The sequence below is a fragment of the Pseudomonas rhizophila genome (genome assembly GCF_003033885.1).
Lineage (GTDB): Bacteria > Pseudomonadota > Gammaproteobacteria > Pseudomonadales > Pseudomonadaceae > Aquipseudomonas > Aquipseudomonas rhizophila.
In genome coordinates this window covers 2,684,319-2,710,583 of sequence record NZ_CP024081.1, presented here as the reverse complement: position 1 = coordinate 2,710,583, position 26,265 = coordinate 2,684,319, and the positions used below count along the sequence as shown (strand labels likewise).

Here is a 26,265-nt window from a genome sequence, read left to right as displayed (position 1 = left end):
GACTCCTTAAAGACTGTTGATCAATGTGCTGAAGATTTCCTGCGCAGCCTTGATGATCTGCGAAGACGCGGTGTAGTACTGCTGATACTTGACCAGGTTGCCGGTTTCTTCGTCCAGGTCCACGCCCGACAGCGAATCGCGAGCGCCCTTGGCGTTATCCAGGATCGCGCCGGTGGCAGCGCTGTCGAGCTTGCCCTGGGCGGCCTTGGAACCTACGCCCTCCACCAGCTTGCCGTAGGCATCGTTCAACGAAATGCCCTTGCTGGCGGAACCGGTGTCCACGGTCTTGGCAGTCTGCAAACCGGCCAGGACAGTGCCGTTACGGTTATCCAGGCTGCCGGCCTGGCTGACGCTCACATCGATCGCGGCACCGTTGGACGGTGCGCCAGCAATCGACATGTCGAAGGTGACGGTACGCTGCACCGGCGGTGCCGAGGAGTCCATGATCGGGTTGCCGCTGGCATCCTTGAGTGGAACGCTCAGGCTCAAGGTATTGCTCTGGCCGGGCTTGATCGTGCCATTGCTGATCTCGACACCCGTGGCATCGAGCAACTGGTAAGCCTGGCTGGTACCGTCGGCGGACGTCGCGCCGAAGACCACCTTGACTGGCATCGAGGTCTTGATGCCGTTTTGGATGATGGTGGTGGTGGCTTCGTCGTAGATGTCCAACTGCGACGTCATGGTCGGCTGGCCGCTGGCCGGAATGGTCAGCGTACCGCTGCCGCCCGGCACGATGGCTGCGCCCAGCGGCGCGGCAATCGCCAACCGCTTGGAGTCGGTCATCTCGGTCTTGATACTGGTCGCCGCGTTGCGGGTCGGGGTGATCTTGAACGAATCGCCAGCGGCAGCGGTGCCATTGGCGAAGGTCATCGAAAAGCCGTCGATCACCGGCGGCGGCGTCGTCGCGGTATTGAACGAACCCATCGAAGTGCCGTCAGGCAGGCGCTGGACCGTGTAGTCGGTGGCGCTGGTGAACTTCACCTTGTAATCATTGGTGGTCAGCGCGCCGGTGTCTTCGATGGCCACGTTGAAGTTGCCGGAACCGGCGCTATTGTTCAACGCGGCAATACTGCGCTGACTCATCTGCGCGGCACTGTTGATGTTGGTGAACAGGTTGGAACCGAAGGCGCCGTTCTTGTCGATGCCCGAGGCCTGGATCGCGTTCATCTGGTCGGCGACCACCAGGGCCACGCGGCCCAGTTCATTCATGGCCGGGTCAAGCACAGTGCTGCGATAGCGCATCAGGCCGCCGATCTCGCCGCCGGTAAGTACCTGGGTGAGGTCCATGACACTGGAACCGCTATTGAGCTGGATCCCCAGGCGGCCCGGATCGTTCTTGTCCGGCACGGTTTCCAGGGTGTTGACCGTATTGCCCATCACCAAAGGCTGGCCGGAACCCAAGTAGATGTCCAGGCTGCTGCCGTTCTCCACGATCTGAGTGCCGGTGAAGGCCGAGAGCTGGAGAATGGTCTGGTTGCGGGCGTCGAGCAGGTCGTTGGGAGCACCGCCGGAGTTGGAGACTTCGGCGATTTTCTTGTTCAACTGAGCGACGGTGGTAGCCAGTTTGTTGACCTGATCGACCATGCTCGACAGGTTGCCGTTGATGTTCTGATTCTGCTCCGTCAATTGGCTGGCGACCGAATTGAAACGATTGCTCAAGGCTTGCGCATCGCTGAGCAGCAACTGACGGGACGCATCATCGCCCGGCTTGGCGTTGACGTTCTGCACCGAGGCGAAGAACTTGGTCAGCGCGCCATTGAGGCCCGTGCCGCTGTCCGACAGCAAGGCATCGAGCGGGGTGATCTGCCCTTGATACGCGGCCGCATCGCTGTTGAGCGAGGTCGTGGTCTTCAACTGCGCTTCAAGGTAGGCGTTATAGACCCGGCGCACATCGGCCAGGGTGGTGCCGGAGCCGATGAAGACGTTGCCGTATTGATTGGACGCCTTGGTGGTCTGCACGGTCTGCTGACGCGAATAACCGGCGGTATCAACGTTGGCAATGTTGTTACCCGTGGTCACCAATGAGGTCTGACTTGCGGACAGACCCGACATCCCGATGTTGAGCAAACTCATGGTTCAGACCTTATAAAGTCGTAGTGGCGCCAGCCGAAGCGTAGTTTTGGTAACTGGTCATCTGCCGGGCTATATTCGAAATCTTGCTGGCGTAGTTCGGGTCGGTGGCGTAACCGGCCTTCTGCAACTCACGCACAAACTGTTCCGGGTTATCGGCCGACTTCAGCACATCTTGATAGCGACTGTTGCTTTGCAGCAGATTGACCAGGTCATGGAAGCTGTCGCGATACGAAGCGTAGGAACGGAACTGGGCCGTCTCCTTGACCATCTCGCCATTGCGGAATTCGCTGGTGATCGCCCGCGCCGAATCGCCCGTCCAGTTCTTGCTGGCCTTGATACCGAACAGGTTGTGGCTGCTGCTGCCATCAGGCTGACGCATGACCGACTTGCCCCAGCCGGTTTCCAGGGCCGCCTGGGCCACCAGGTAACGAGGGTCCACGCCGATACGGTCCGCGGCTTCCTTGGCCATTGGCAGCATGGCATCGACGAACTCGTCAGCATCGCGGAAGGCCTTGCGGGCTGGCGCCAGGGGTGGCTGCGCCACGGCACGCCCGTACACCTGCATGGACTCGCTCGGCTCTGACGCCTTGAGCGCGGCCAGCCAGTCGCCATTGGCCAGTTCGCCGGTGGCAGGCTTGACGGCGGTGATGGCACGATCCGGCAAAATATTCTGCGCCTTGACGTCAGGCGCGGCGGCAGCCGAAGGCACCAACCCGGCAAGCAGCCGATCGGCCAGTTTGGGCGGCAAGGCCAGGCGGCGCTGGTTGAGCAATTCCATGTCGTTGCGGTGAACGCCCTCGCCCACCCCTTGCGGCGCACTCACGGCCCGCGAAGCCCACAGCGGACGCTGGCCGTTGGAGCGCGACAATGGCCCGTCGGGCAACGTGCCGGCGGCAATGGGCGTCGGCACCGGGGCCTTGACGGCCTCGTCCAACGCTTGCTCCTGCTTGCCGGCCGACAGCGTTGCCGCCTCGCCTGACACCAGGGGTTTGTTCTTGGACATCTGGCGCAGCAGCACGTCGGCCAGGCCGATACCACCGCCCTCGCGAGACATGGAAACGGCCAACTGCTGGTCGTACATTTCCTGGTACTGCTTGGCTTCAGCGGTATTGAGCGGATTGTCCTTGCCCATCGACTCGGTCGCCGCACGCATGGACTTGAGCATTTCACCGATGAACAGCGACTCGAATTCCTGCGCCACTTTGCGCAGGTTACCGTCACTGTTCTTGTCGCCGACCTTGAGCTGGTTCAGGCGATTGAGGTCCGAGTAGGAACCCGAATCCCCGCTGATCAAAGCGCCCTTGCGCATATCCATGGCTCGTTCCTTAAATCACGATCAGGTCGGCTTGCAACGCGCCGGCCTGCTTCAAGGCTTCGAGAATCGCCATCAAGTCGCCCGGCGCCGCGCCGACCTGGTTCACCGCCCGGACAATTTCATCCAGGGTAGTGCCCGGGCCGAACTTGAACATCGGCTTGGCTTCCTGCTCGGCATTGACCCGCGAACGGGGCACCACGGCGGTCTGGCCGTTGGACAAGGGTCCAGGCTGGCTGACGATCGGGTCTTCGGTAATGGTCACGGTCAGGCTGCCGTGGGTCACCGCGGCGGGTGAAACCTTGACGTTCTGGCCGATCACAATGGTGCCGGTGCGCGAGTTGATGATGACTTTCGCAACCGCCTGGCCCGGATCGACTTCGAGGTTCTCCAGGATCGACAAATAGTCGACCCGTTGACTCGGATCCAGAGGCGCGGTGACGCGCACCGAGCCGCCGTCGATGGCCTGTGCCACGCCAGGGCCGAGCATGTCATTGATCTTGTCAACGATGCGCTTGGCGGTCGTGAAGTCATAACGGTTGAGGTTCAGAGTCAGGCTGTTGCCCTGGTTGAAACCGCTCGGCACCGCACGTTCCACCGACGCACCACCAGGAATGCGGCCAGCCGACGGAACGTTGACGGTGATCTTGGAACCGTCACGGCCTTCGGCGTCAAAGCCACCCACCACCAGGTTGCCCTGGGCGACGGCGTAGACGTTGCCGTCGATACCCTTGAGCGGCGTCAACAACAGGGTGCCGCCGCGCAGGCTCTTGGAGTTACCGATGGACGAAACAGTGATATCCACCTGCTGCCCGGGCTTGGCGAACGCCGGCAGGTCGGCACTGACCGACACCGCCGCCACGTTCTTCAACTGCACGTTGCCCGAACCCGCCGGCACCTTGATGCCGAACTGCGACAACATGTTGTTGAAGGTTTGCAGGGTGAACGGGGTCTGGGTGGTCTGGTCGCCCGTGCCATTGAGACCCACGACCAGGCCATAGCCGATCAACTGGTTGGAGCGCACGCCGGAAATGCTGGCGATGTCCTTCAGACGCTCGGCTTGAGCGGTGAAGGCCGCCGACATCAGCAGTGCCCCCATCAACAGCTGCTTGAGATTCAACCGCTTAAGATTCAACTGGGCCACCTAGAAAGGGAACTTCGGGCTGAGGAAGAAACGGTCGAACCAGCCTGGCTGACTCGCATCGGCAAAAGCACCGGTGCCCGAGTAGGTAATACGTGCATCGGCTACACGGGTCGACGAGACGGTGTTGTCGGTAGCGATATCATCGGCGCGAACCATGCCGGCGATGCGCACCAGCTCGTCACCGGTGTTGAGGGTCAGCCACTTCTCGCCCCGCACAACGATGATGCCATTGGGCAACACATCGGCGACGGTCACGGTGATCGAGCCGGTCAGGCTGTTGCTCTGTCCGGACTTGCTGTCGCCCTTGGTGGCCCGGTCGGAGCCATAACCGGCGTTGAGGCTCAGGTCCCCGCCACCGATGGGATTGTTGGTGGTCAGGCTGGAGCCGAACAACGACGTCAGGCCAACGCTGGTCTCGCTGGTCTTGTCGATCTGCGAGTTGGCGTTCTTGCTGGCCTGGGTCCGTTCGTTCAGGGTGATGGTGATGATGTCCCCAACCCGGAAAGCCTTACGGTCGCTATACAGGTTCTGCTCGAAGCCAGCCTGGTAGATCGAACCGTTGTTGGCAGCGGCCGGCAACGGCGTGCGCGGCAACACCGGAGCGTAGTACGGGTCATTGGCCTTGGGCGTTGGCGCGACACAGCCCGCGAGCGCAGTAACTCCACTCAGTGCCAGAACAGATACGAAGCGATTCATGACCCTACCTCTTGGTGTTGCAGGCGGCCTCAGGCCGCCCTATAGACGTGATTACAGATTCTGCGTAACGAACGAGAGCATCTGGTCGGCGGTGGAGATCACCTTGGAGTTCATCTCGTAGGCGCGCTGGGTGGTGATCATGTTGACCATCTCCTCCACGGTGCTCACGTTGGACGTTTCCAGGGTGTTCTGCAGCGTGGTACCGAAGCCGTTCAGGCCTGGCGTGCCGACTTGTGGCGCGCCGCTGGCCGCGGTTTCCAGGAACAGGTTGTTACCCACCGCTTGCAGGCCGGCCGGGTTGATGAAGTCGGCAGTCTGCAGGTTGCCGATCACCTGCGAAGCAGGGTTGCCCGCCACAGTGATGGACACGGTGCCGTCGCGGCCCACGGTGAACGTTTGGGCGTCGTTCGGAATGATGATCGCCGGTTCCAGGGCGAAACCGCTGGCGTTGACGATCTGGCCATTGGAATCGAGGTGGAACGTACCGTCACGGGTGTAGGACGTGGTGCCATCGGGCTGCAGGATCTGGAAGAAACCGCGACCGTCGATGGCCATGTCCAGCGGCTGCTCGGTGGTTTGCAGGCTACCGGCGGTGAAGTTTTTCTGGGTGCCGACGATGCGCACACCGGTACCCACTTGCAGGCCCGACGGCAATTCGCTGTCCTGGGTCGATTGGGCGCCTGGCTGGCGTTTGACCTGGTACAGCAGGTCCTGGAACTCGGCGCGATCACGCTTGAAACCCGTGGTCGACACGTTCGCCAGGTTGTTGGAAATAGTAGAAAGGTTGGTGTCCTGGGCGGACAGACCTGTTTTGGCAACCCAAAGAGCCGGAAGCATTCGATTCTCCTCGTACGCCTGTTTTTCGGCGCGACGCTGTAATTAATGATTAGATCTGCAAGACCCGAGCCATGGCTTCGTCGCCTTCTTTGGCGGTGTTCATCATCTTGACGTGAAGCTCGAACTGCTTGGCCAGGGCCAGCACCGAAGTCATCTCGTCCACGGCATTGACGTTGCTCGCTTCCTGGAAACCCGACACCAGTTGCACGTTGGCATCAATGACAGCCGGCTGGCCGTCCTTGGTGCGGATGGTGCCGTCCAGGCCCTTGGTCATGTTGCGAAGATCCGGGTTGACCAGCTTGATGCGGTCGACTTCAGCCATCACGCGCGGGCCTTCACCCATGGCGCGGATACTGATGGTGCCGTCCTGGCCGATTTCGATTTTCTGCTCTGGCGGCACGGCGATCGGCCCACCGTTGCCCATCACCGGCATACCGTTGCCGGCCCGCAGCACGCCCAGGGCGTCAACGTTGAGGCTGCCGGTGCGCACGTAGCTTTCACCGCCTTCAGGGTTCTGCACAGCCATCCAGCCCGGCCCGCTGACTGCCACGTCGAGGTCGCGGCCGGTTTCCACCAGCGCGCCAGGGGTGAAGTCAGTGGCTGGACGCTCGGACATGGCAAATGCCCGCGCCGGAAAGCTGTCGCCAAACACCGGCATCGAACGAGCCTGCTCCAGGTCTTTCTGAAAACCGTTGGTGGAGATGTTCGCCAGGTTGTTGGCATGGGCCCGCTGCGCCAGTGCGTTCTGGCTGGCGCCGGTCATTGCCACATAAAGGTACTTGTCCACTGTCGTTCCTCTGCATGCCGGACGTTTGCCGTCCACTGCTGTACTGCTGAGCACTAAGCAATTTGCAGACCAACTTTTTTCTGGCGCCGTCGAGCCGCACAAACAAAGGGCTTCAGGGTTATTGAAGGGATTTGGGGAAATGTATCGAAGACGAAAAACCGGCGGTGTCATGCCGTTTGGTGGCAACGCTTGACCTTCTGGCAACGGCTACTGCCGTCATCGCGAGCAGGCTCGCTCCCACCATGGATCTTGGGTGCTCGCAGGATTTTGAACACTCGATACCCCTGTGGGAGCGAGCCTGCTCGCGATAGAAGTCCCCACCAAACACAACAGGTAAGCAACTATTATGAGCCGGTCTTACCCACCTCATACTCACGCAACTTATTGGCAATGGTCGTATGGGAAACCCCCAGCCGCTTGCCCAGTTGCCGGCTGCTGGGGTGTTCGGAATACAGCCGCTCCAACACGGCTTTCTCGAATCGCCCGACGATGTCGTCCAGCCCGCCCTCCAGGGAAAAGTCCCCCAGGGGCTGACGCACGCCGTAGTCCGGCAGACGGATATGCTCGGCTTTCACCGTTGCGCCATCACACAGGGAGACAGCCTGGAACAGCACGTTTTCCAGCTGCCGAACGTTGCCTGGCCAGTGGTAGTGGCTGAGACGGTCCATCGCCGCCGGGGCCAGTTTCGGTAGCGCACAGCCAATCTGCCGACTGGCCTGGTCAAGAAAATGTTCCACCAGCGGCATCAAGCCGTCGAGACATTCGCGCAGGGGCGGGATGTGCAGCGAAAGGACGTTCAAACGGTGGTACAGATCCTGACGAAATTCCCCTCGGGCGCAGAGCTCGGACAAATCCACCTGGGTCGCACAGATCACCCTGACATCCAGGTACACCTCTTCATCGCTGCCTACACGACGGAAGCAACCGTCCTGCAAAAAGCGCAGCAATTTCACTTGCAGGCGCGGGCTCATTTCCCCTACCCCGTCGAGGAACAACGTGCCTCCGGCGGTCAGCTCGAGCAACCCGAGCTTGCCTTCGGCCCGGGCCCCCTCGAAAGCACCCGGGCCGTAGCCGAACAGTTCGGTCTCGGCCATGGACTCGGGCAACCCCGCACAGTTGAGTGCCATCAACGGTGACTGCCCGCGCGGACTCGCCAGGTGACAGGCGCGAGCCAGCAACTCTTTGCCAGTGCCGGTTTCGCCTTCTATCAACAGCGGCGCATCCAGTGGCGCCATGCGCCGGGCTTCCCGGACGACCGCCGCCATCACCTTCGAACTCTGGAAAATGCTGTCGAAGCCGCGCAATTCCTGCTTGCGCACGTTATAAATGCGCTCGCCCACCCGGTCCGCCCGATGCAGCGTCAGCACCGCGCCGGCCATGGCCTCGCTGTCGTCGTGCTCCGATTGCAGTGGCGCGATGTCCGCCAGAAACACATCGCCCCTGACCTTGACCCGCAAACCGTTGATGCGTGACTGATTGGCGCGCACCAGCTCCGGCAGGTCAAAATCCTCGGCGTACCGGGACAGTGGAATCCCCGGCACTTCGTCCACTCGCACCCCGAGCAACTGCGCCGCCGCCCGGTTGGCGGCGACGATGGAACCGCCCATGTCGATGGACAGCACCGGAAACTCCAGGGCGCCGAGCAGCGCGTTGAGCTCCATGTGCCGACGTTCACTGGGCATCAACCCCACCCGCTTGACGCCGAAGACCCCGGCAATGCCTTCGAACTTCGGGCGAAGCGCCTGAAACTGGATGTTGATCAGATTCGGGCAGTGCAGATAAATCGCATTGCCGTGCTCACCGCCCACTTCCCCGCGGGCGACGTTGATGCCGTACTCCACCAGCAGGTTGAGGATGTCCCGCAGGATGCCGATGCGGTTCTGGCAATGGACTTTGATGCGCATGAAAAGGCCCGATATCGATGTGTATGCAAGCATGGGAGAGCGGGCTGCTTCGCAGCCCAGCGGGAGCAAGCTCCCTCGCTACAAGTTTTTCTGCTTGGCAGCGCAAATAAACGTCAAGATTATGTGACAGTTGTAGGCCATTTCCCAGTCGAAAAACCCGGCAATAGCGAAGAACAGCTGGAACCGTAACGAAAACTTTACGAAACCACACCTTTATCGCGATACCCACTCTTGCCTGCCTGCTGCACACATCCCTGCTTCGGGTTATCTCTAATGCATCGCTGGACATAACAACAAACAAGCCGTCCCCCAGAGGGAAATCAGCAGGAGAGCAGCATGAAGCAGACGCAATACGTGGCCCGCGAGCCCGATGCGCAAGGTTTTATTCACTACACTGCCGAAGAACACGCGGTGTGGAACACGCTGATCACCCGCCAGCTCAAAGTCATCGAAGGCCGTGCGTGCCAGGAGTACCTGGACGGTATCGACAAGCTGGGCCTGCCCCACGACCGTATTCCGCAATTGGGTGAAATCAACAAGGTGTTGGGTGAAACCACCGGTTGGCAAGTGGCCCGGGTACCAGCGCTGATCCCCTTCCAGACCTTTTTTGAATTGCTCGCCAGCAAGCAGTTTCCCGTCGCGACGTTTATTCGTACCCGCGAAGAACTGGATTACCTGCAAGAGCCGGACATTTTCCACGAGATATTTGGCCACTGCCCGCTGCTGACCAACCCCTGGTTTGCAGAATTTACCCACACCTACGGCAAACTCGGCCTACAGGCTTCCAAGGAAGAACGCGTCTACCTGGCGCGCTTGTACTGGATGACCATTGAGTTCGGCCTGGTGCAAACCCCGCAAGGCCGACGCATCTACGGTGGCGGCATCCTGTCTTCGCCCAAGGAAACTGTTTACTGCCTGTCGGACGAGCCGGAGCATCAAGCCTTCGATCCGCTGGAAGCCATGCGCACGCCGTATCGCATCGACATCCTGCAGCCGGTGTATTTCGTGCTCCCCGAGCTCAAGCGCCTGTTCGACCTGGCCCACGAAGACATCATGGGCATGGTCAAGCGTGGTCGCGAACTGGGCCTGCACGCTCCGAAATTTCCGCCAAAAGCTGCGTGAACCGCGTCTTTTAATCTCAATTGAGTCTGTTGCACAACGCGGCTTTGCTTTAGCGTGAGTGCATCGACGTTTTTCAAATATTCGATCCGGGAACACACCATGAACACTCTGAACCAAGCCCATTGCGAAGCCTGCCGCGCCGACGCGCCACAAGTCAGCGACGAAGAACTGCCGGTACTGATCAAGCAGATCCCGGACTGGAACATCGAAGTGCGCGACGGCGTGATGCAGCTGGAAAAAGTCTTCCTGTTCAAGAATTTCAAGCACGCCCTGGCCTTCACCAACGCCGTCGGGGAAATCTCCGAGGCCGAAGGTCATCACCCGGGTCTGCTCACCGAATGGGGCAAAGTCACCGTGACCTGGTGGAGCCACTCCATCAAGGGCTTGCACCGCAACGACTTCATCATGGCCGCCCGCACCGATGACGTGGCCAAGACCGCCGAGGGCCGCAAGTAATGCATTTCGATGCCATCGGCCGGGTGCCCGGCGATCCGATCCTCGGCCTGATGGAGGCTTACGCGGCGGACAGTAATCCGGGCAAGTTCGACCTGGGCGTGGGCGTCTATAAAGACGCCCAAGGCCTGACGCCGATTCTTGCGGCAGTCAAACAGGCCGAGCAGCGCCTGGTGGACCGCCAGAGCACCAAGACCTACATCGGCGGTCATGGCGACGCCGCGTTCGGCCAGTTGATCAATGAACTGGTGCTGGGCGCCGACTCGACGCTGATCAAGGACAAACGTGCCGGTGCGACCCAGACGCCGGGCGGCACCGGCGCCCTGCGCCTGAGTGCCGACTTCATTGCCCAGTGCCTGCCGGGCCGCGGCGTTTGGTTGAGCAACCCGACCTGGCCGATTCACGAAACCATCTTCGCCGCCGCCGGGGTCAAGGCCAGCCATTACCCCTATGTAGGCACCGACAACCGCCTGGATTTCGAAGCGATGCTGGCGACCCTGAGCCAGGCACCCAAGGGCGATGTGGTGTTGCTGCATGCCTGCTGCCATAACCCCACCGGCTTCGACTTGACCCAGGAACAATGGCGCCAGGTGCTGGAAGTGATGCGCAGCCGCAACCTGCTGCCGTTGATCGACTTCGCTTATCAAGGTTTCGGCGATGGGCTGGAGCAGGACGCCTGGGCCGTCCGGCTGTTTGCCCAGGCACTGCCTGAAGTTCTGATCACCAGTTCCTGTTCGAAGAACTTCGGCCTGTACCGCGACCGCACCGGTGCGCTGATCGTCTGCGCCGGCGATGCCGACAAACTGGTGGATATCCGCAGCCAACTGGCGAACATCGCTCGCAACCTGTGGTCGACGCCACCGGATCATGGCGCGGCGGTAGTGGCGACGATCCTGGGCAACCCGGACCTCAAAAGCCTGTGGGCCGACGAAGTGCAGACCATGCGCCTGCGCATTGCACAGTTGCGCAGCGGCCTGCTGGAAGCGCTCGAACCCCACGGTTTGCGTGAGCGCTTCGCCCATATCGGCGTGCAACGGGGAATGTTTTCCTACACCGGCCTGACGCCGGAACAGGTCAGGCTCCTGCGCGAACGCCACAGCGTGTACATGGTCGGCACAGGCCGGGCCAACGTGGCAGGCATCGACGCCACGCGCCTGGATTTGCTGGCTGAGGCTATTGCTGACGTGTGCAAGTAACCAGCCTTTGAATAGCTGAACACATCCCCTTGTGGCGAGGGGATTCATCCCCGCTGGGCTGCGCAGCAGCCCTTAAATCCGTCACCCCGGAGAGTCAGGTTGCCTTGTATCGAAGGTTTTGGGGCTGCTACGCAGCCCAACGGGGATTTATCCCCTCGCCACAGATAAGTCCTCTTCACCACAGAAGCTGCGCCAGACGCTAGACCTGCGGGCCCGTCCACTCCCGGACAAACTGCCCGACATCTTCCTTCGGCGCCGTGCGGGCCTCTTTCTGCGGTGTGCCCAGGTAGAGAAAACCGATCACCTCTTCACCGTCCTCAAGACCAAGCCCCTTGGCCACATGAGGTGAATACGCCAGCTCACCCGTACGCCAGACTCCGCCCACCCCTTGGGCGTAAGCCGCCAACAGGATTGCGTGGGCTGCGCAGGCGGCCGCCAGCATTTGTTCGGACTTGGGGATTTTGAAATGGTCCTGCAACCGTGCAATCACCACCACGACCAGCGGTGCGCGCAGCGGGCCGTTGAGCGCCTTCTCCACGACGGCTTCGGCTACCAGCGGATCATTGAACCGCGCCGCTTCGGCCAGCAGCTCGCCCATGCGATGACGCGCCTGCCCTTCGACCGTCAGAAATCGCCATGGCCGCAACTGGCCATGATCCGGAGCCCGCATCGCCGCGGCGAACATGACCTCGCGCTGTTCGGCGGTAGGCGCCGGGTCCACCAGGCGCGGGACGGAAACACGGTTGAGCAAAGCGTCGAGAGCCTGCATCGGCCACCTCCTGAAAAAATGTCCAGCTATTCTAGTGGCTTGTACGGCGAGTTCGTTAGCTCAAATTCCGCAACCAGAAGTCCATTGCGCAGGCCACTGGCCTCACGCGCCACCGGGTGCCGGTTTACATGCCGCTTGTCGCGGGTAGAATGACGCCCTTCCCTTTCAGCCCGAGCGGACTTCATGGCGTTGCCGACCCTACGGATCATTGGTTTCATCATCGGCATCTTCCTGATCACCCTGGCGATCTTCATGGTCGTGCCCATGGCCACCTTGCTGATCTTCGAGCGCACCAACGACCTGCCATCGTTCCTCTGGTCGAGCATGATCACTTTTGTCGCCGGCCTGGCCCTGGTCCTTCCCGGCCGCCCGGAACACGTACATTTGCGCCCCAGGGACATGTACCTGCTGACCGTCAGCAGTTGGCTGGTGGTGTGTATCTTTGCCGCGTTGCCCTTCCTGCTGACCCAGCACATCAGCTACACCGACTCGTTCTTCGAAAGCATGTCCGGGATCACCGCCACCGGCGCCACGGTCCTGAGCGGCCTGGATAACATGTCCCCCGGCATCCTGATGTGGCGGTCGTTGTTGCACTGGCTCGGCGGGATCGGCTTCATTGCGATGGCGGTGGCGATCCTGCCGCTGTTGCGCATCGGTGGCATGAGACTGTTCCAGACCGAATCCTCCGACCGCTCGGAGAAAGTCATGCCCCGCTCCCACATGGTGGCGCGGCTGATCGTGGCGTCCTATGTAGGCATCACCATTCTCGGCACCCTCGCACTGTGGTGGGCGGGGATGAACCTGTTCGATGCCATCAACCATGCGATGTCGGCGATCTCCACCGGCGGGTTCTCGACGTCGGACAAATCCCTGGCCAAATGGACCGAACCGGCGGTGCATTGGGTCACTATCGTCATCATGATCCTCGGCAGCCTGCCGTTTGCCTTGTACGTCTCGACACTGCGGGGCAATCGCCGGGCGCTGATCAAGGACCAACAGGTCCAAGGCCTGCTGGCGGTGCTGCTGGTGACCTGGGTGGTACTGGGCACCTGGTATTGGGCGACAACCGACCTGCACTGGCTGGAGGCCCTGCGGCACGTGGCGTTGAACGTGACGTCGATCGTCACCACCACAGGCTTCGCGCTGGGAGACTACAGCCTGTGGGGCAATTTCTCGCTGATGTTGTTCTTCTACCTGGGTTTCGTCGGCGGCTGTTCCGGTTCGACGGCCGGCGGGATCAAGATCTTCCGCTTCCAGGTTGCCTACATCCTGCTCAGGGCCAACCTCAAGCAATTGATCCACCCGCGCGCGGTGATCAAGCAGAAATACAACGGCCACCGCCTCGACGAAGAAATCGTACGCTCGATTCTCACCTTCTCGTTCTTCTTCGCCATCACCATCTGCGTGATCGCCCTGCTGCTCTCGCTATTGGGCGTGGAATGGATGACCGCCCTGACCGGCGCGGCCAGCACCGTGTCCGGCGTCGGCCCGGGACTGGGAGAGACCATCGGCCCGGCCGGCAACTTTGCGCCGCTGCCGGATGCGGCCAAGTGGATTCTGTCGGCTGGCATGCTGCTGGGCCGACTGGAGATCATCACCGTGTTCGTGCTGTGTATCCCGGCGTTCTGGCGTCACTGACCGGGCTGGCCGTTTGACCGCGCCCGGTATTCGCCGGGCGTGGTGTCGAACCAGCGTCGAAAGGCCCGGAAAAAATTGCTCGGGTCGGCGAAGCCCAGCAGATAGGCGATTTCCAGCAGGGTCAGGGCCGGCTGCGCCAGATACTGTTCGGCCAGTTCGCGGCGGGTGTCATCGAGCAAGCTCTGGAACGTGGTGCCCTCTTCCTGCAAGCGTCGCTGCAAGGTGCGCTGGGACAGGTGCAGCGTCTGCGCCACCACGTCACGCTTAGGCTCGCCCCGTGGCAGCAGCCGGCACAACACTTGCCGGGTCTGGTGGGTCACGCGGCTTTCGGAAAAACGCGCCAGGTATTCACCGGCAAACCGGTCGTGGAGCTGCGCCATGGCCTCGTTGGCGGTGGGTAACGGTGCTTCCATGTCACTACGTTCGAAGATCAACGCGTCGTAAGGTGCGCCGAACATCAGTGGCGCGGGAAACGCCTGTTGATAAGGCGCCAGATCAACCGGTTCGGCGCCCTGGAACAGCACCTTCATCGGGTGCAGGGTGCGTCCGGTTAACCAGTTGCACATGGCCAGCGCACAGGCCAGGGAAGCCTCGGCACTCTGGCGGGTGGGCGGGAGATGGTCGCCATGCACTGTCAGAACCAACCCGTAGCCCCCCTCCATCTGACGAAAGCTCAGGTCGGCGCTTTCAGCGATGATCCGCTGATAACGCACGAGCCGCTGGAAACCCTCGACCAGCGTGCGGCTGGACATCAAGGCATACCCGACCACGTGAAACGACGCCGGGCGCACCACTTTACCCATGTTCAAAGCGATGGCCGGGTTGCCCGACAACTCCACGGCGCGTTGCCAGAGTCGGGTCATCGAATCCTGGGGGAAACGTGCATCTGGATCTTCCAGCGCGTCATAGTCCAGCCCCAGCTGTTTGAACAGCATCCGACAATCCAGGCCGTCCATTTCCAGTGCCTTGACAATCCCCATCGCCCAGCTTGAAGAAGTCGTTCGTTCGCTCATGACGTTTTACTTGCATGACGAGCCGCAGGGTACGGCTGGATTTGCGAAGGATACTAAAGTGGCGCCCATTGTCACTGGTCGTTGCAAGTGATCGCTCTAGACTTCAATCAAACCGTTGGTCGCCCAGAACCAACAGAACAATAACCACAGAGCCCGCAGTCGTGGAAAACACCAGACGCTTCAATACGTTCGCTGAGTTCTATCCCTATTACCTCAGCGAGCACAGCAACAGCACCTGCCGGCGCTTGCACTTTATCGGCACCTCTCTGGTCATCCTGATTGTTGCCCTGGCTCTGATCGTCGGCAACGGCTGGTGGCTGATCGTCTTGCCCATTGCCGGCTACGGCTTTGCCTGGGTCGGGCATTTCTTCTTTGAAAAGAACCGTCCCGCCACGTTCCAGCACCCGTTCTACAGCCTGCTCGGCGATTTCGTCATGTACCGCGACATGCTGCGGGGCAAAGTTGCGTTCTAGCCACTCTCAAAGGACTGCCCATGAACTCCCACGCGCGCTTTACCCACATGAAGGACGGTACTGAGGAAGACTGGGCAATCATCGCTGCCGACTTCAGCGCCTATGCCCGGCAATTACCGGGTCGAATCCTGACCCATTTGAAGTTGCTGGACGGCGACTTCGGCGGTTTTCCGGTGGATCGCCTGACCCATTCCCTGCAAACCGCCACCCGCGCCTATCGTGACGGACGGGACGAGGAATATGTGATCTGCGCCTTGCTTCACGACATCGGCGACACCTTGGGCAGCTACAACCACCCGGACATTGCCGCCGCCATCCTCAAGCCGTTCGTCAGCGCCGAAAACCTGTGGATGGTGGAGAAACACGGGATATTCCAGGGCTATTACTTCTTCCATCACCTGGGCATGGACCGGCACCTGCGCGAGCAATTCAAAGCGCATCCCCAATACCAGGCGACCATTGATTTCTGCGCCCGATACGACGCCGCGGCGTTCGATGCCGAGTACGACACCCTGCCGTTGAGTTTCTTCGAGCCAATGCTGGAAAGGCTGTTTGCCGCACCGAAGCAGTCGATCTACAAGGCGGCGATGGCTGAACAGGCTCAAGCCTGACTGATTGCTGGGGATCGCGGCGCCGTCCATCGCGGGCAAGCCTTGCTCCCACAGGTGGTGCTTGCTCTCGCAGGCTGTGAATACCTGTGGGAACAAGGCTTGCCCGCGATGGCGTCAGATCGGCTCACGCCGGTTCGGTGACTTTCAACTCAGCCCGGATCAACGCCTCCCGCGCCTGGGCATCGGCCAACCGATACAACTCGATCGAGCCGTCCCAATGCTCGATCAGCGCCGTGCACGACTCGACCCAATCGCCACAATTGAGATACTCCACCTCGCCCACCCTGCGCATCTCGGCATGGTGGATGTGTCCGCATACCACGCCGTGCAGCTCACGCTTCACACATTCATGGGCGATGGCTTCTTCGAAGTCGCTGATGAAGCTGACCGCCGTCTTGACCTTGTGCTTGAGGTACGCCGACAACGACCAGTAACCGTAGCCATAACGGGCCCGCCAATGGTTGAGCCAGCGGTTCAGGGTCAGGGTGAACTCGTAGGCCGAATCGCCAAGGAATGCCAGCCAACGGTGGTACCGGGTGATGACATCGAACTGATCGCCATGGATCACCAGCAAATGCCGGCCGTCCGCAGTGACGTGCACCGCTTCGTCCACCAATTGGATATTGCCCAGGATCAGCTTCGAATATCGCCGCAGAAATTCGTCATGGTTACCGGTGACGTAGATCACCTCAGTGCCGCGCTTGCTCATGGTCAGCAAGCGGCGAATGACGTTGGTGTGAGCCTGTGGCCAGTACATGCCGCCGCGCAGCTTCCAGCCGTCGATGATGTCACCCACCAGGTAGATCTTGTCGGTATGGTAGCCCTTGAGAAACTGCGACAAATGCTCGGCCTGGCAGTCCCGGGTGCCCAGGTGCACATCGGAAATCCATAAGGTGCGAACACGCTGTTTGCGGCTGGGTCTGGCGAGCTCGGCGCTGGTCATGGGCAACCCTCTGATCGTTTTAGCCACTGTGCCTCCCTGCGGTTAATACCCCATGACAAATACAAGTCCGTTACATGACAGCGCGAAGCAGCGTGGCCTCGGTGTATGCTGACGGCCTGCCCCGGGAGACCGAGATGAGACCGACCCTGACGCTACGCCATTACAGCCACGACCTGATTGTCCACAGCCACGACCACGCCCAACTGGTGTTCGGGTTGTCCGGGCTGTTGGATTTCGAGGTCGAAGGTTGTGGCAGCCAGGTCGTGCAGCAGAGTTTCGTGGTGATACCCGCCGGTGCCCATCACGCCTGCGGCAGCCCCCGTGGCAGCCGTTGCCTGGTGCTGGATGTGCCGAGCGATGACTGGATCGGGCAAGCCTTGGGTGATCACGCCGACGCCAGCCGCCGATTGCTCGACAATGCCGCGCGCAGGCCCCTGGATGCGGGGCAAAGCCAGTTGGTCAGCTGGCTTGCGGGCAGCCCGGTGGACGACCCGGTGATCGCCCAACAAGGGGCCGTGCTGCTCCTGGCCAGCCTCAATGGCACTGGCCAGGACATCGTCGGCGGCCGGCGCCTGCCCTATGCGGCGCTCAACGCCCACATTGACCAGTACGCCGCCTATCCGCTGCAAGTGGCGGACCTGGCCCAGGTCGCCGGGCTCTCCAGTGCCCGCTTGCATGCACGCTTCGTCGCTGAATGCGGGCAAACCCCGATGGACTACATCCGCAGTCGCCGTCTACACAAGGCGGTGGACCTGCTGCGTGATTCGCAACTGCCCATCGGTGAAATCGCCCACCGGGTCGGTTATAGCTCGCAAAGCGCCTTTGCCGCCGCAGTGCTGCGCGAATTCGGCGCCTCACCGGGCAAGCTGCGGCGCCAGCGCTAGCTTCGCGCTAAAAAACGCGAGGATCGCGACAGACATGAACGGCCGGTAGCGGGTTCAATACCCAGACGCTCAACCGTTGGACAAGGATCGCAATGACTCCCCGTACCGCCCTCGGCGCCCTGCACATTGGCGCACTCATGTTTGGCCTGACCGGTGTATTCGGCAAGCTCGCCGCCGCCTCGCCAGCGGTCATTGTGTTCGGCCGCGCCGTATTCGCCGTGCTGGCCCTGGCGTTTTTTGCCCGCTTCGCCAGCAGCGCCCGCTGGCACAAGCTCCACGCACAGGACCTTCGACGCCTGCTGCTGGGCGGCCTATTGCTCGCCGGACACTGGGTGAGCTTCTTCATATCGGTCAAAGTCGCCGGTGTGGCAATCGCCACGTTGGGCTTTACCAGCTTCCCGGCCTTCACGGTGTTGCTCGAAGGGTTGATTTTCCGCGAGCGGATCCGTGCCAATGAAATCCTGTTGGTGGCAATGGTAAGCATCGGCCTGGTGCTGGTCACACCGCACTTCGACCTGGCCAGCGGCGCCACCACCGGCCTGCTGTGGGCCGTGCTTTCGGGGTTGCTGTTCTCGCTGCTTTCGCTGGTCAACCGCGCCGGTTCCACACGGGTGCCGCCGGTACAGGCCGCTTTGTGCCAAAACCTGGTGGTCGGCTTTTGCCTGTTGCCAATGGCAGCGCCGCACCTGATTGACGTGCGCCCTGTCGACTGGCTTTGGATCGCCCTGCTGGGGGTGTTCTGCACCGGCCTGGCCCATAGCCTGTTTGTCGCCAGCCTGGCGGTGATCAAGGCCCGCACGGCGGCGGTGGTGTTTGCCATGGAACCGGTCTACGGCATCACCATCGCCTGGTTGCTATTCGATGAAAACCCGACGTTGCGCATGCTGCTGGGTGGCGCGCTGATCATCGTCGCGATCGTGATGTCGAGCCAACTCAGTGGCGGCACAAAGAAACCGGGTGTAAGCGCCCAAGCCGCGTCTCACTGAACCCGGTCGTTGTGGCCCAGGTCCCGCTCCGGGTCGATCCGGTCGCGGACCCGCTGCTTGAGAACCTTGGCCTCGGGAAAACCACCATCGGCCTTGCGTTCCCAGATCTGCGTGCCATCGCAACTGATATGAAACACCCCACCGGTGCCCGGCACCAACGACACCTTGCCCAAGTCGTCGCTAAACGTGCTGAGCAGTTCCTGAGCCAGCCAGGCGGCGCGCAGCAGCCACTGACATTGGGTGCAATAGGTGATGACGACTTCCGGTTTGTGCTCGGTCATTGCGGGTGAACTCCTGGGGGCAAAGGCATCGCTATAATACCTGCCTTTGATTGCCCGCCCCGAGATTGACGATGCGCCGCCTGCTGCCTTGCCTGCTTCTGCTACTGCTGCCCCTGCTCGGCCATGCCAACGAGCCCGCCGTCGAGGCGCCGCGTCCGAAAATCGGCCTGGTACTGTCCGGCGGCGCCGCCCGGGGCCTGGCCCACATCGGGGTGCTCAAGGCCCTGGAGGAGCAAGGCATCCAGATCGACGCCATCGCGGGCACCAGCATGGGCGCAGTGATCGGTGGACTGTATGCCTCAGGTTACAAAATCGACGAGTTGGAAAAACTCGCCCTGGGCATCGACTGGCAACAGGCCCTGTCCGACGCTCCGCCGCGCAAGGACGTACCGTTCCGGCGCAAGCAGGACGATCGGGACTTTCTGGTGAAACAGAAACTCAGCTTTCGTGATGACGGCAGCCTCGGCCTGCCCTTGGGCGTTATCCAGGGGCAGAACCTGGCCCTGCTGCTTGAAAGCCTGCTGGCCCACGCCAGCGACACCCGGGACTTCGACAAACTGCCCATCCCTTTCCGCGCCGTGGCGACCGACATCGCCAGTGGCGAGAAGGTGGTGTTTCGCAAGGGCCACCTGCCCAAGGTCATCCGCGCCAGCATGTCGATCCCGGCGGTATTCGCGCCGGTGGAACTGGACGGCCGGTTGCTGGTGGATGGCGGCATGACCGACAACATCCCGCTGGATGTGGCCCGGGAAATGGGCGTGGACAGGGCCATCGTGGTGGACATCGGCACCCCGCTGAGCACCCGCAAGCAATTGGTCACCGTGATCGACGTCCTGAACCAGTCGACCACCCTGATGACCCGGCGCAACTCAGAAGAACAATTGGCAACGCTCAGAGAAGACGATGTGCTGATCCAGCCGGCGCTGGCGAGCTTCGGCGCCACAGACTTCGGCCGCGCCCAGGAAATGATCGACGCCGGTTACCGTGCCACCCAAATACTCGAGGCCCGCCTGGCGCACCTGCGCCCCACGGAGCCGGCCGACCCCGAGCTCATGGCGGCGCGTACCCCAAGCGAGCGCACGCCGGTCATCACCGCCATTCGCGTGGAGAACGACTCCAAAGTCGGTGACGACGTGATTCGCTATTACGTTCGCCAGCAAGTCGGCGAGCCGCTGGACCTGGGTCGTTTGCAGACCGACATGGGCACGTTGTACGGGCTGGATTACTTCGAGCAGGTGCAATACCGCGTAGTGCACAAGGCCCCGGACCATACGCTGGTCATCAGTGCCCGGGGCAAACGCACCGGCACCGATTACCTGCGGCTGGGGTTGAGCCTGTCGGACGACATGCGCGGCGACAGCGCTTTCAACCTCGGCGCCAGCTATCGGGTCAATGGCATCAATCGCCTCGGCGCCGAGTGGCTGACCCGGGCACAGATTGGCGACAAGCAGGAGCTGTACAGCGAGTTCTACCAGCCGCTGGATGTCGGCTCGCGCTACTTCATCGCACCCTACGGGCAATTCGAATCCCGCAACGTCGAGTCCATCCTGGACAACGACCCGGTGGCCCAGTACCGCGTCGAACGTTATGGCTTTGGCCTGAACCTGGGCCGGCAGATTGGCAACAGCGGCGAAATCCGTTTCGGTGTCGGCCAAGCCTGGGGCGAGGCAGATGTACGCATTGGCGATCACGACCAGCCCAGCGAAAGTTTCAATGAAGGCTTCTACGACCTGAAGTATTCATTCGACTCCTTCGACAATGTGTACTTCCCCCATGAAGGCGAAGACATCGGCCTGACCTGGCGCCAGTATGAGCCGGGATTGGGTTCCGACCAGCGTTACCGCCAATGGGAACTCAATCTGGACAAGGCGCTGAGCCACGGCCCGGACACCTTCATCCTCGGTGGGCGTTACGGGCGTACCCTGGACACCGCTGAAGTGGTGACTTCAAGCTTTGTACTCGGTGGTGCGCGGCAACTGTCGGGCTTTCGCCAAGACGGCATCTCCGGGCAGAACATAAGCCTGATGCGCGCTGTGTATTACCGAAGGCTCACACCGCGAGCCTACCTGCCGCTGGATTTCCCGCTGTACATCGGCGGCTCCCTGGAACGCGGCCGGGCGTGGAACAACGACAATGAGTTCGACAGCGGCTACATCAATGCCGCCAGTATTTTCCTGGGGTTTGATACGCCGTTGGGGCCACTGAATTTCAGCTATGGGTTTAACGATGATGATGAGCGGGCGGTGTATCTGAATCTGGGGCAGACGTTTTGATGGCCCTGTATCCGCAGCAGCCCCCACATTGGTTTCGTGTCGTTCGCGGGCTTGGCGTTCACCGCAAATCCCCTGTGGGAGCGAGCCTGCTCGCGAAGGGGCCGGCAGGCTCACTAATAAAGGACTTCAGCGAATCCCCGCCAGGAGCACGCGCGCGGTTTGCCTGAGAGGTTCGTTGCCCTCTTCGAGCAACTCTTCCAGCAGTGCGACGGCGGTTTTCAGATCGCCATCGTCAATGCAGTTCTGCGCCTGCTCCAGCTTGTCGGAGTGTTCCGGTACCTGAGGCTCTTGGTGGACAGGCTCGAGGACCATCGGCTCCAGTTCCAGCGACTGCTCTTCATCGGCAAACCCGTCGAGAAATGCATCGTCCAGCGATTCGGTTTCCGAAGGTGCGCTCCACTGCAGGTCCGGCGCGTCGAAACTCGAAAGCGACAAGTCCCCAAAGCCTTCGGACGCAACAGGTGTTTTTTCAGTGGCGCTGTGCTGCGGCTCGGCAAGATCCCAACTGGTTTCCATGGACAGCGCATCCAGATCGAGTTCGAACTCGTCACTGGACGCAGGAGCGACGTCAGTCAGCGGCGGCTGAGGTTCTGTGACCATGGGCGCGGCCACCGCGGCGACCTTCGGATAACGCCCGCGGATTTCTTCGAGTGTGCTGACGTCAATGCCCTGCGCCAACAAATGATGTTCCTGGGCCTGGAAACCGATGGTATCGCCCTGCTTGCCCAGCACTTCCAGCAACTTGAGGCCCAGGTCGGTGCGCGCGGGCTCCGTCAGCAGCGCGGCGCGCAGCAATCCCGCCGCTTCGGTGAAACGACCGTAGGTCAGGTAAATCCCGACCCCTTCCAGCACGTCCCCCAAAGGTGCATCACCGTTGCTGAACGACGTGGCGGCCTCAGGCTGTTCCGTGTCGGCGGTCGAAGCGTAGGTTTGGGTGTCGTCTTCCAGCATCGGTTCAGGACGCTCGGGCAGGGACTCCATTTCCGCCTGTTCTTGCTGCCGCCGACGAAGGAACAGCAATAACCCGAGCAACCCCAACAGCCCCACCAGCGCTGTTATCCACAGCCAGTTAATGCCCTCCTCTGGTTCCGGGACCGGTTCTGTGACGGGTGGTGCTTGATCTGGCGGCGCGGGGGTTGCGGCAGGCACAGACTCCGGCTGCGCAGATTCAGCAGGGGCTGGCGTGAGCTCGGCCAGTTGTGTCTGCAACTCGCTGATCTGCTTGCGCTGACTCGCGATTTCTTCGTCCTGGGACTGGAGCAGCGCCTGCAGTTGCTCGATGGTTTTTTGTTGCTGCTCGTTTTGCAGCACGCTGGCGGCCAGTTGCTCGTCGGACATGGCGGAGGCCGGGGCGGCAGCCGTTTCTGTCGCTGATGGCAGAACCGCAGAATCGGGCAGCAATAAACGCTGGCCCACGGAAAGCCGGTCACTGCCGGGGTTCAGGGCCTGGATGCCCTGCATCAGCTCATTGACCGAAGCATTGCTGCCGGCGTCATGCAGGCGTTTGGCGATGGACCAGGGGTTGTCTCCCTGCACGACGGTATAGCGCTTGCCTTGAGTAGCCGCAGGCGGCTTGACCGCACGCGTTGCCTGGGCCGCGGCGGAAGGCTCGTCCCGCGCCGGTACGATACCCGGCGTGCCCGGTGGGTCGATCAGCACGGTGTATTCGCGCAGCAGACGCCCGTTGGGTTGATTGAGCTGCACCAGGAAATTGAGGAAGGGTTCCTCCACCGGTTTGCTGGAGGTCACCCGAATGTAGCCGCGCTCGCCGCGCAGCACTGGCGTGAAGCGCAAGCTATTGAGATAGAACACCCGCTCCACGCCGGCACGGCTGAAATCGTCCGCGCTCGCCAGGCTGGCCGACAAATCGCTTTCACTTACCCCGGTCACATCGACCAGGGCGATATCGGCACGCAACGGCTGATTCAGGGCGGAATGGAGGGTGATCTCCCCAAGCCCCAGCGCCGATGCCAACGCCGAATACCCCATGGCTGCCACGACTACCAACACGTTGAGCCAACTGCGCAACGTGCACTGCAAACTTACAAGCATGGGCATCCCTTTTGATTACCAGACTGAGCGCCTAAGTACTGGTTATAGTTCGCGAACCGCCGAATCTCAAAAGTCTGATGCCTGGGATATGCCTCAGGATTTTTCCAGATTGGCCAGAATCGTGCCATGGACCCGCATGCACACGCGCATGTCGGCTTCATCGACCCCCTCGAACAACTCGCGGCGCAGTTGCGTGGCAATGGTTTCGATCTGTTCGATCAGCGGCAGCGCCGGTGCACAAAGCACGATTTTCTTGGCACGACGATCCTCGGCCACGGCCTGACGCTGCACCAGGCCCTGAGCTTCCAGGCTGTCGAGCAACCGGGCCAGGGTCGGGCCTTCGACAGCGACACTCTGGGCCAGTTCGCGCTGGGTCGGCGCCTGTTCGAAACGGGCCAGGTGCAACAGCACCAGCCAGCGGGCCTGAGACAGACCCAACCCGGCCAGGCGACGATCCAGCTCGGCGCGCCAGCCTCGAGACATCTGCGCCAACTGCATGCCAAAACGGTGTTGATCGGTTAACGGCATAAAAAAACTCATCAGATCTGAAATAGAGAAAAACTAATTATTAGTCAGCTAAGCATGAGCTTCGGATTCAGGCAAGGTTTACCCTGTAGTGAATCGTTAAAGGAAGGTAACTCACTGATCAGACTTCAAATTCCGACTGCAACGCAGCCCTGACACAATACAGGACACCTTCCGGAACCCGACCGACAAACAGTGCTGCGACTTCCGACACCGCTGGCAACTCGCCTTCGCCGTCCAGAAACGCATCCTGCACCTCGCCCATCAATTCCTCGGGTAAATCCAACGCCTGCTCCAAAGACAACTGCTGCTTGCCGATGGCCTCGGCCAGCATCGTATAAACATTCTTTTCCGAGCATTGCAGTTGCCCGGCGATCTGCAACGGGGTCATGCCGGCGCGGGCCAGGGTGATCAATTCGTGACGAACATCGGCCACCGCTTTCGGCGCCTCGACCTCGCCGCCCAGCACTTGGAGGAAGGCTTCGCCGTAACGCTCCAGCTTGCGCGCGCCCACGCCACTGACCCGGGCCATTTCCGCCAGGGACGTGGGTTGGCTGCGGAGCATCTCCAGCAGCGTCGAGTCGGGGAAGATCACATACGGCGGCACGCCATGCTCTTCGGCCAGCTTGCGACGCAAGGCGCGCAAGGCTTCCCACTGGTCGCGCTCTTCGCCGCGCACCAGTTGGCTGGCCTGGCTCTTGCTGTTCTTGATCGCCGTTGCCGGCTTGAGATCACGGCGCAGTTCGAGGGAGACCTCGCCTTTGAGCAACGGCCGGCAACTCGCACTCAGGCGCAGGCCGCCGTAGCCTTCCAGGTCGATATCGGCCAGCCCGCGGGCCACGAGCTGGCGGAACAATGAACGCCACTCACTTTCCGTGCGTGCCTTGCCCACACCGAACACCGAAAGATGCTGGTGGCCAAAGCTGCGCACCTTTTCGTTGTCCTTGCCCAGCAGCACGTCCACCAGATGCCCCACGCCATAGCGCTGGCCGGTGCGATAAATCGCCGACAACGCCTGGCGGGCCGGCTCGGTGGCGTCCCAGGTTTCCACGCCGTCGACGCAGTTATCGCAATGTCCGCAAGGCTGGGGCATGTCTTCATCGAAATAAGCCAGCAAGGTCTGGCGCCGGCAGCGGGTCTCTTCGCACAGCGAAAGCATGGCGTCGAGCTTATGCTGCTCAAGACGCTTGTGGCGCTCGTCGCCCTCGGAGTTCTGCAGCATCTGCTTGAGCATCACCACGTCTTGCAGGCCGTAGGCCATCCACGCGTCCGCCGGCAAACCATCACGGCCGGCGCGCCCGGTTTCCTGGTAATACGCCTCGAGGGATTTGGGCAGGTCCAAGTGCGCGACGAAACGCACGTTGGGCTTGTCGATGCCCATGCCAAACGCCACGGTGGCCACCATGATCAGGCCTTCCTCATTGAGGAAGCGCTTCTGATGGTAGGCCCGCAGGTCATTGGGCAGGCCGGCGTGATACGGCAATGCCGGAAAGCCTTGTTCGCAGAGAAACGCCGCCACTTCATCGACCTTTTTGCGCGACAGGCAATAAACGATGCCGGCATCGCTGCGCCGCTCGGCAATAAACGCCAGCAACTGCTTGCGCGGCTGCTCCTTGGGCACGATGCGGTAGAAAATGTTGGGTCGGTCGAAGCTCGAAAGGAAGCGCTCGGCGTTCTGCAAGTGCAGACGTTCGACGATTTCTTCGCGGGTGCGTTTGTCGGCGGTGGCGGTCAGGGCGATGCGTGGCACGTCGGGAAACAGTTCGGCCAGTTGCCCCAGTTGCAGGTACTCGCGACGGAAGTCGTGGCCCCATTGGGACACACAGTGGGCTTCGTCGATGGCAAACAGAGCGATTTCCAGGCTCTGCAGGAACGCCAGCATGCGCGGCTGCACCAGGCGTTCCGGGGCCAGGTAGAGCATTTTTATTTCACCGCGCTTGATTCGCGCCGCCAGGTCCCGTTGCTGCTCGGCGCTGAGGGTCGAGTTCAGCGAAGCGGCTGCAACCCCCAGCTCTTCAAGGGTCGCGACCTGGTCGTCCATCAACGCAATCAGCGGCGAGACCACTACCGCCAGGCCGTTGCGCAACAGCGCCGGCACCTGGAAGCACAACGATTTGCCGCCGCCGGTGGGCATCAGCACCAGAGCATCGCCACCGCTGGCCACGCGCTCAATAATGGCACCCTGACGGCCACGAAAACTGTCGTAGCCGAAGATGTCCTTGAGGACGCGTTGAGCCTGTTCGAGCATAAAAACTCCAAAAATCACCGAAACATCCCTGCAAGGCTGGTTCAG

The 26,265-nt window shown here is 61.4% G+C and carries 22 protein-coding genes and 1 pseudogene; 9 read left to right on the top strand and 14 right to left on the bottom strand.

Going from position 1 to position 26,265, the window contains the following annotated elements; translation table 11 throughout:
• Positions 1-6 precede the first annotated feature (6 nt).
• The 7 genes from flgK to CRX69_RS12740 form a co-directional block, all read right to left on the bottom strand.
• Positions 7-2,073, bottom strand: a complete 2,067-nt coding sequence (gene flgK, locus CRX69_RS12775) for a flagellar hook-associated protein FlgK (protein WP_047226220.1) — start codon at positions 2,071-2,073, stop codon at positions 7-9.
• Positions 2,074-2,083: 10 nt separating this feature from the next.
• On the bottom strand, positions 2,084-3,388 hold the full coding sequence (gene flgJ, locus CRX69_RS12770) for a flagellar assembly peptidoglycan hydrolase FlgJ (protein ID WP_107322120.1): 1,305 nt from the start codon (positions 3,386-3,388) through the stop codon (positions 2,084-2,086).
• A 10-nt stretch (positions 3,389-3,398) separates the two neighbouring features.
• Positions 3,399-4,484, bottom strand: coding sequence for a flagellar basal body P-ring protein FlgI (locus tag CRX69_RS12765; RefSeq protein WP_160892017.1), 1,086 nt, complete (start codon positions 4,482-4,484; stop codon positions 3,399-3,401).
• A gap of 45 nt (positions 4,485-4,529) precedes the next feature.
• Positions 4,530-5,225 (bottom strand): flagellar basal body L-ring protein FlgH, encoded by a 696-nt coding sequence (gene flgH / locus CRX69_RS12760; protein ID WP_047226218.1) that lies wholly within the window; start codon positions 5,223-5,225, stop codon positions 4,530-4,532.
• A 51-nt stretch (positions 5,226-5,276) separates the two neighbouring features.
• Positions 5,277-6,062: a flagellar basal-body rod protein FlgG gene (flgG, locus tag CRX69_RS12755; protein WP_047226217.1), complete on the bottom strand. Its 786-nt coding sequence runs from the start codon at positions 6,060-6,062 to the stop codon at positions 5,277-5,279.
• Between the two features lie 49 nt (positions 6,063-6,111).
• The gene (locus CRX69_RS12750) at positions 6,112-6,849 is read right to left on the bottom strand and encodes a flagellar basal body rod protein FlgF (protein ID WP_047226216.1); all 738 of its coding nucleotides are present in this window, start codon (positions 6,847-6,849) and stop codon (positions 6,112-6,114) included.
• Positions 6,850-7,193: 344 nt separating this feature from the next.
• Positions 7,194-8,753 (bottom strand): sigma-54-dependent transcriptional regulator, encoded by a 1,560-nt coding sequence (locus CRX69_RS12740; RefSeq protein WP_107322118.1) that lies wholly within the window; start codon positions 8,751-8,753, stop codon positions 7,194-7,196.
• A gap of 336 nt (positions 8,754-9,089) precedes the next feature.
• Here CRX69_RS12740 and phhA point away from each other — a divergent pair, with 336 nt between their 5' ends.
• From phhA to CRX69_RS12725, 3 genes are all read left to right on the top strand, one after another.
• Positions 9,090-9,875, top strand: coding sequence for a phenylalanine 4-monooxygenase (gene phhA / locus CRX69_RS12735; protein WP_047226214.1), 786 nt, complete (start codon positions 9,090-9,092; stop codon positions 9,873-9,875).
• Positions 9,876-9,974: 99 nt separating this feature from the next.
• Complete coding sequence (locus CRX69_RS12730) at positions 9,975-10,331, top strand: 4a-hydroxytetrahydrobiopterin dehydratase (protein ID WP_003184087.1); 357 nt, start codon at positions 9,975-9,977, stop codon at positions 10,329-10,331.
• Positions 10,331-11,524 (top strand): amino acid aminotransferase, encoded by a 1,194-nt coding sequence (locus CRX69_RS12725; protein WP_076385860.1) that lies wholly within the window; start codon positions 10,331-10,333, stop codon positions 11,522-11,524. Before CRX69_RS12730 ends, CRX69_RS12725 begins: the two co-directional genes overlap by 1 nt.
• Before the next feature lie 199 nt (positions 11,525-11,723).
• Here the strand turns inward: CRX69_RS12725 and CRX69_RS12720 are convergent, their stop codons facing one another.
• On the bottom strand, positions 11,724-12,293 hold the full coding sequence (locus tag CRX69_RS12720) for an NAD(P)H nitroreductase (RefSeq protein WP_076385862.1): 570 nt from the start codon (positions 12,291-12,293) through the stop codon (positions 11,724-11,726).
• A gap of 183 nt (positions 12,294-12,476) precedes the next feature.
• Here CRX69_RS12720 and CRX69_RS12715 point away from each other — a divergent pair, with 183 nt between their 5' ends.
• Positions 12,477-13,931 (top strand): TrkH family potassium uptake protein, encoded by a 1,455-nt coding sequence (locus tag CRX69_RS12715; RefSeq protein ID WP_107322117.1) that lies wholly within the window; start codon positions 12,477-12,479, stop codon positions 13,929-13,931.
• Here the strand turns inward: CRX69_RS12715 and CRX69_RS12710 are convergent.
• A pseudogene (locus CRX69_RS12710) lies at positions 13,888-14,944 on the bottom strand (AraC family transcriptional regulator). The gene CRX69_RS12715 and the pseudogene CRX69_RS12710 overlap by 44 nt on opposite strands.
• Positions 14,945-15,105: 161 nt before the next feature.
• On the opposite strand from CRX69_RS12710, the gene CRX69_RS12705 reads away from it, so the two are divergent.
• Both CRX69_RS12705 and CRX69_RS12700 read left to right on the top strand, forming a co-directional pair.
• A complete protein-coding gene (locus tag CRX69_RS12705; protein ID WP_047226210.1) occupies positions 15,106-15,417 on the top strand; it encodes an Mpo1-like protein in 312 nt (103 codons plus the stop codon).
• Between the two features lie 20 nt (positions 15,418-15,437).
• On the top strand, positions 15,438-16,028 hold the full coding sequence (locus tag CRX69_RS12700) for an HD domain-containing protein (RefSeq protein WP_107322116.1): 591 nt from the start codon (positions 15,438-15,440) through the stop codon (positions 16,026-16,028).
• A 124-nt stretch (positions 16,029-16,152) separates the two neighbouring features.
• Here the strand turns inward: CRX69_RS12700 and CRX69_RS12695 are convergent, their stop codons facing one another.
• Positions 16,153-16,971: a UDP-2,3-diacylglucosamine diphosphatase gene (locus CRX69_RS12695; RefSeq protein ID WP_047226208.1), complete on the bottom strand. Its 819-nt coding sequence runs from the start codon at positions 16,969-16,971 to the stop codon at positions 16,153-16,155.
• A 134-nt stretch (positions 16,972-17,105) separates the two neighbouring features.
• On the opposite strand from CRX69_RS12695, the gene CRX69_RS12690 reads away from it, so the two are divergent.
• Both CRX69_RS12690 and CRX69_RS12685 read left to right on the top strand, forming a co-directional pair.
• Positions 17,106-17,855, top strand: a complete 750-nt coding sequence (locus CRX69_RS12690) for a helix-turn-helix transcriptional regulator (protein ID WP_076385868.1) — start codon at positions 17,106-17,108, stop codon at positions 17,853-17,855.
• Between the two features lie 92 nt (positions 17,856-17,947).
• Entirely contained in the window at positions 17,948-18,841 is an 894-nt protein-coding gene (locus tag CRX69_RS12685) for a DMT family transporter (RefSeq protein WP_107322115.1), read from the top strand.
• Here CRX69_RS12685 and CRX69_RS12680 read toward each other — a convergent pair.
• Positions 18,835-19,122: an Rdx family protein gene (locus tag CRX69_RS12680; protein ID WP_047226205.1), complete on the bottom strand. Its 288-nt coding sequence runs from the start codon at positions 19,120-19,122 to the stop codon at positions 18,835-18,837. The two genes, CRX69_RS12685 and CRX69_RS12680, sit on opposite strands and share 7 nt — an antisense overlap.
• Before the next feature lie 71 nt (positions 19,123-19,193).
• On the opposite strand from CRX69_RS12680, the gene CRX69_RS12675 reads away from it, so the two are divergent.
• Positions 19,194-21,395 (top strand): patatin-like phospholipase family protein, encoded by a 2,202-nt coding sequence (locus CRX69_RS12675; RefSeq protein ID WP_107322114.1) that lies wholly within the window; start codon positions 19,194-19,196, stop codon positions 21,393-21,395.
• Between the two features lie 126 nt (positions 21,396-21,521).
• Here CRX69_RS12675 and CRX69_RS12670 read toward each other — a convergent pair whose 3' ends face one another.
• The 3 genes from CRX69_RS12670 to recQ all read right to left on the bottom strand — a co-directional run bounded on the left by CRX69_RS12670 (position 21,522) and on the right by recQ (position 26,220).
• Entirely contained in the window at positions 21,522-23,447 is a 1,926-nt protein-coding gene (locus CRX69_RS12670; protein ID WP_107322113.1) for a FimV/HubP family polar landmark protein, read from the bottom strand.
• Positions 23,448-23,540: 93 nt separating this feature from the next.
• Complete coding sequence (locus tag CRX69_RS12665; RefSeq protein WP_047226202.1) at positions 23,541-23,975, bottom strand: MarR family transcriptional regulator; 435 nt, start codon at positions 23,973-23,975, stop codon at positions 23,541-23,543.
• Positions 23,976-24,093: 118 nt separating this feature from the next.
• Entirely contained in the window at positions 24,094-26,220 is a 2,127-nt protein-coding gene (gene recQ / locus CRX69_RS12660; RefSeq protein ID WP_107322112.1) for a DNA helicase RecQ, read from the bottom strand.
• Between the last annotated feature and the right edge of the window lie 45 nt (positions 26,221-26,265).

Excerpts from the sequence above, each read along its gene's own strand:
- flgK (WP_047226220.1), bottom strand. The coding sequence starts at position 2,073 with ATGAGTTTGCTCAACATCGGGATGTCGGGTCTGTCCGCAAGTCAGACC.
- flgJ (WP_107322120.1), bottom strand. The coding sequence starts at position 3,388 with ATGGATATGCGCAAGGGCGCTTTGATCAGCGGGGATTCGGGTTCCTAC.
- CRX69_RS12765 (WP_160892017.1), bottom strand. The coding sequence starts at position 4,484 with ATGGGGGCACTGCTGATGTCGGCGGCCTTCACCGCTCAAGCCGAGCGT.
- flgH (WP_047226218.1), bottom strand. The coding sequence starts at position 5,225 with ATGAATCGCTTCGTATCTGTTCTGGCACTGAGTGGAGTTACTGCGCTC.
- flgG (WP_047226217.1), bottom strand. The coding sequence starts at position 6,062 with ATGCTTCCGGCTCTTTGGGTTGCCAAAACAGGTCTGTCCGCCCAGGAC.
- CRX69_RS12740 (WP_107322118.1), bottom strand. The coding sequence starts at position 8,753 with ATGCGCATCAAAGTCCATTGCCAGAACCGCATCGGCATCCTGCGGGAC.
- phhA (WP_047226214.1), top strand. The coding sequence starts at position 9,090 with ATGAAGCAGACGCAATACGTGGCCCGCGAGCCCGATGCGCAAGGTTTT.
- CRX69_RS12730 (WP_003184087.1), top strand. The coding sequence starts at position 9,975 with ATGAACACTCTGAACCAAGCCCATTGCGAAGCCTGCCGCGCCGACGCG.
- CRX69_RS12725 (WP_076385860.1), top strand. The coding sequence starts at position 10,331 with ATGCATTTCGATGCCATCGGCCGGGTGCCCGGCGATCCGATCCTCGGC.
- CRX69_RS12720 (WP_076385862.1), bottom strand. The coding sequence starts at position 12,293 with ATGCAGGCTCTCGACGCTTTGCTCAACCGTGTTTCCGTCCCGCGCCTG.
- CRX69_RS12715 (WP_107322117.1), top strand. The coding sequence starts at position 12,477 with ATGGCGTTGCCGACCCTACGGATCATTGGTTTCATCATCGGCATCTTC.
- CRX69_RS12700 (WP_107322116.1), top strand. The coding sequence starts at position 15,438 with ATGAACTCCCACGCGCGCTTTACCCACATGAAGGACGGTACTGAGGAA.
- CRX69_RS12695 (WP_047226208.1), bottom strand. The coding sequence starts at position 16,971 with ATGACCAGCGCCGAGCTCGCCAGACCCAGCCGCAAACAGCGTGTTCGC.
- CRX69_RS12690 (WP_076385868.1), top strand. The coding sequence starts at position 17,106 with ATGAGACCGACCCTGACGCTACGCCATTACAGCCACGACCTGATTGTC.
- CRX69_RS12685 (WP_107322115.1), top strand. The coding sequence starts at position 17,948 with ATGACTCCCCGTACCGCCCTCGGCGCCCTGCACATTGGCGCACTCATG.
- CRX69_RS12680 (WP_047226205.1), bottom strand. The coding sequence starts at position 19,122 with ATGACCGAGCACAAACCGGAAGTCGTCATCACCTATTGCACCCAATGT.
- CRX69_RS12675 (WP_107322114.1), top strand. The coding sequence starts at position 19,194 with ATGCGCCGCCTGCTGCCTTGCCTGCTTCTGCTACTGCTGCCCCTGCTC.
- CRX69_RS12670 (WP_107322113.1), bottom strand. The coding sequence starts at position 23,447 with ATGCTTGTAAGTTTGCAGTGCACGTTGCGCAGTTGGCTCAACGTGTTG.
- CRX69_RS12665 (WP_047226202.1), bottom strand. The coding sequence starts at position 23,975 with ATGCCGTTAACCGATCAACACCGTTTTGGCATGCAGTTGGCGCAGATG.
- recQ (WP_107322112.1), bottom strand. The coding sequence starts at position 26,220 with ATGCTCGAACAGGCTCAACGCGTCCTCAAGGACATCTTCGGCTACGAC.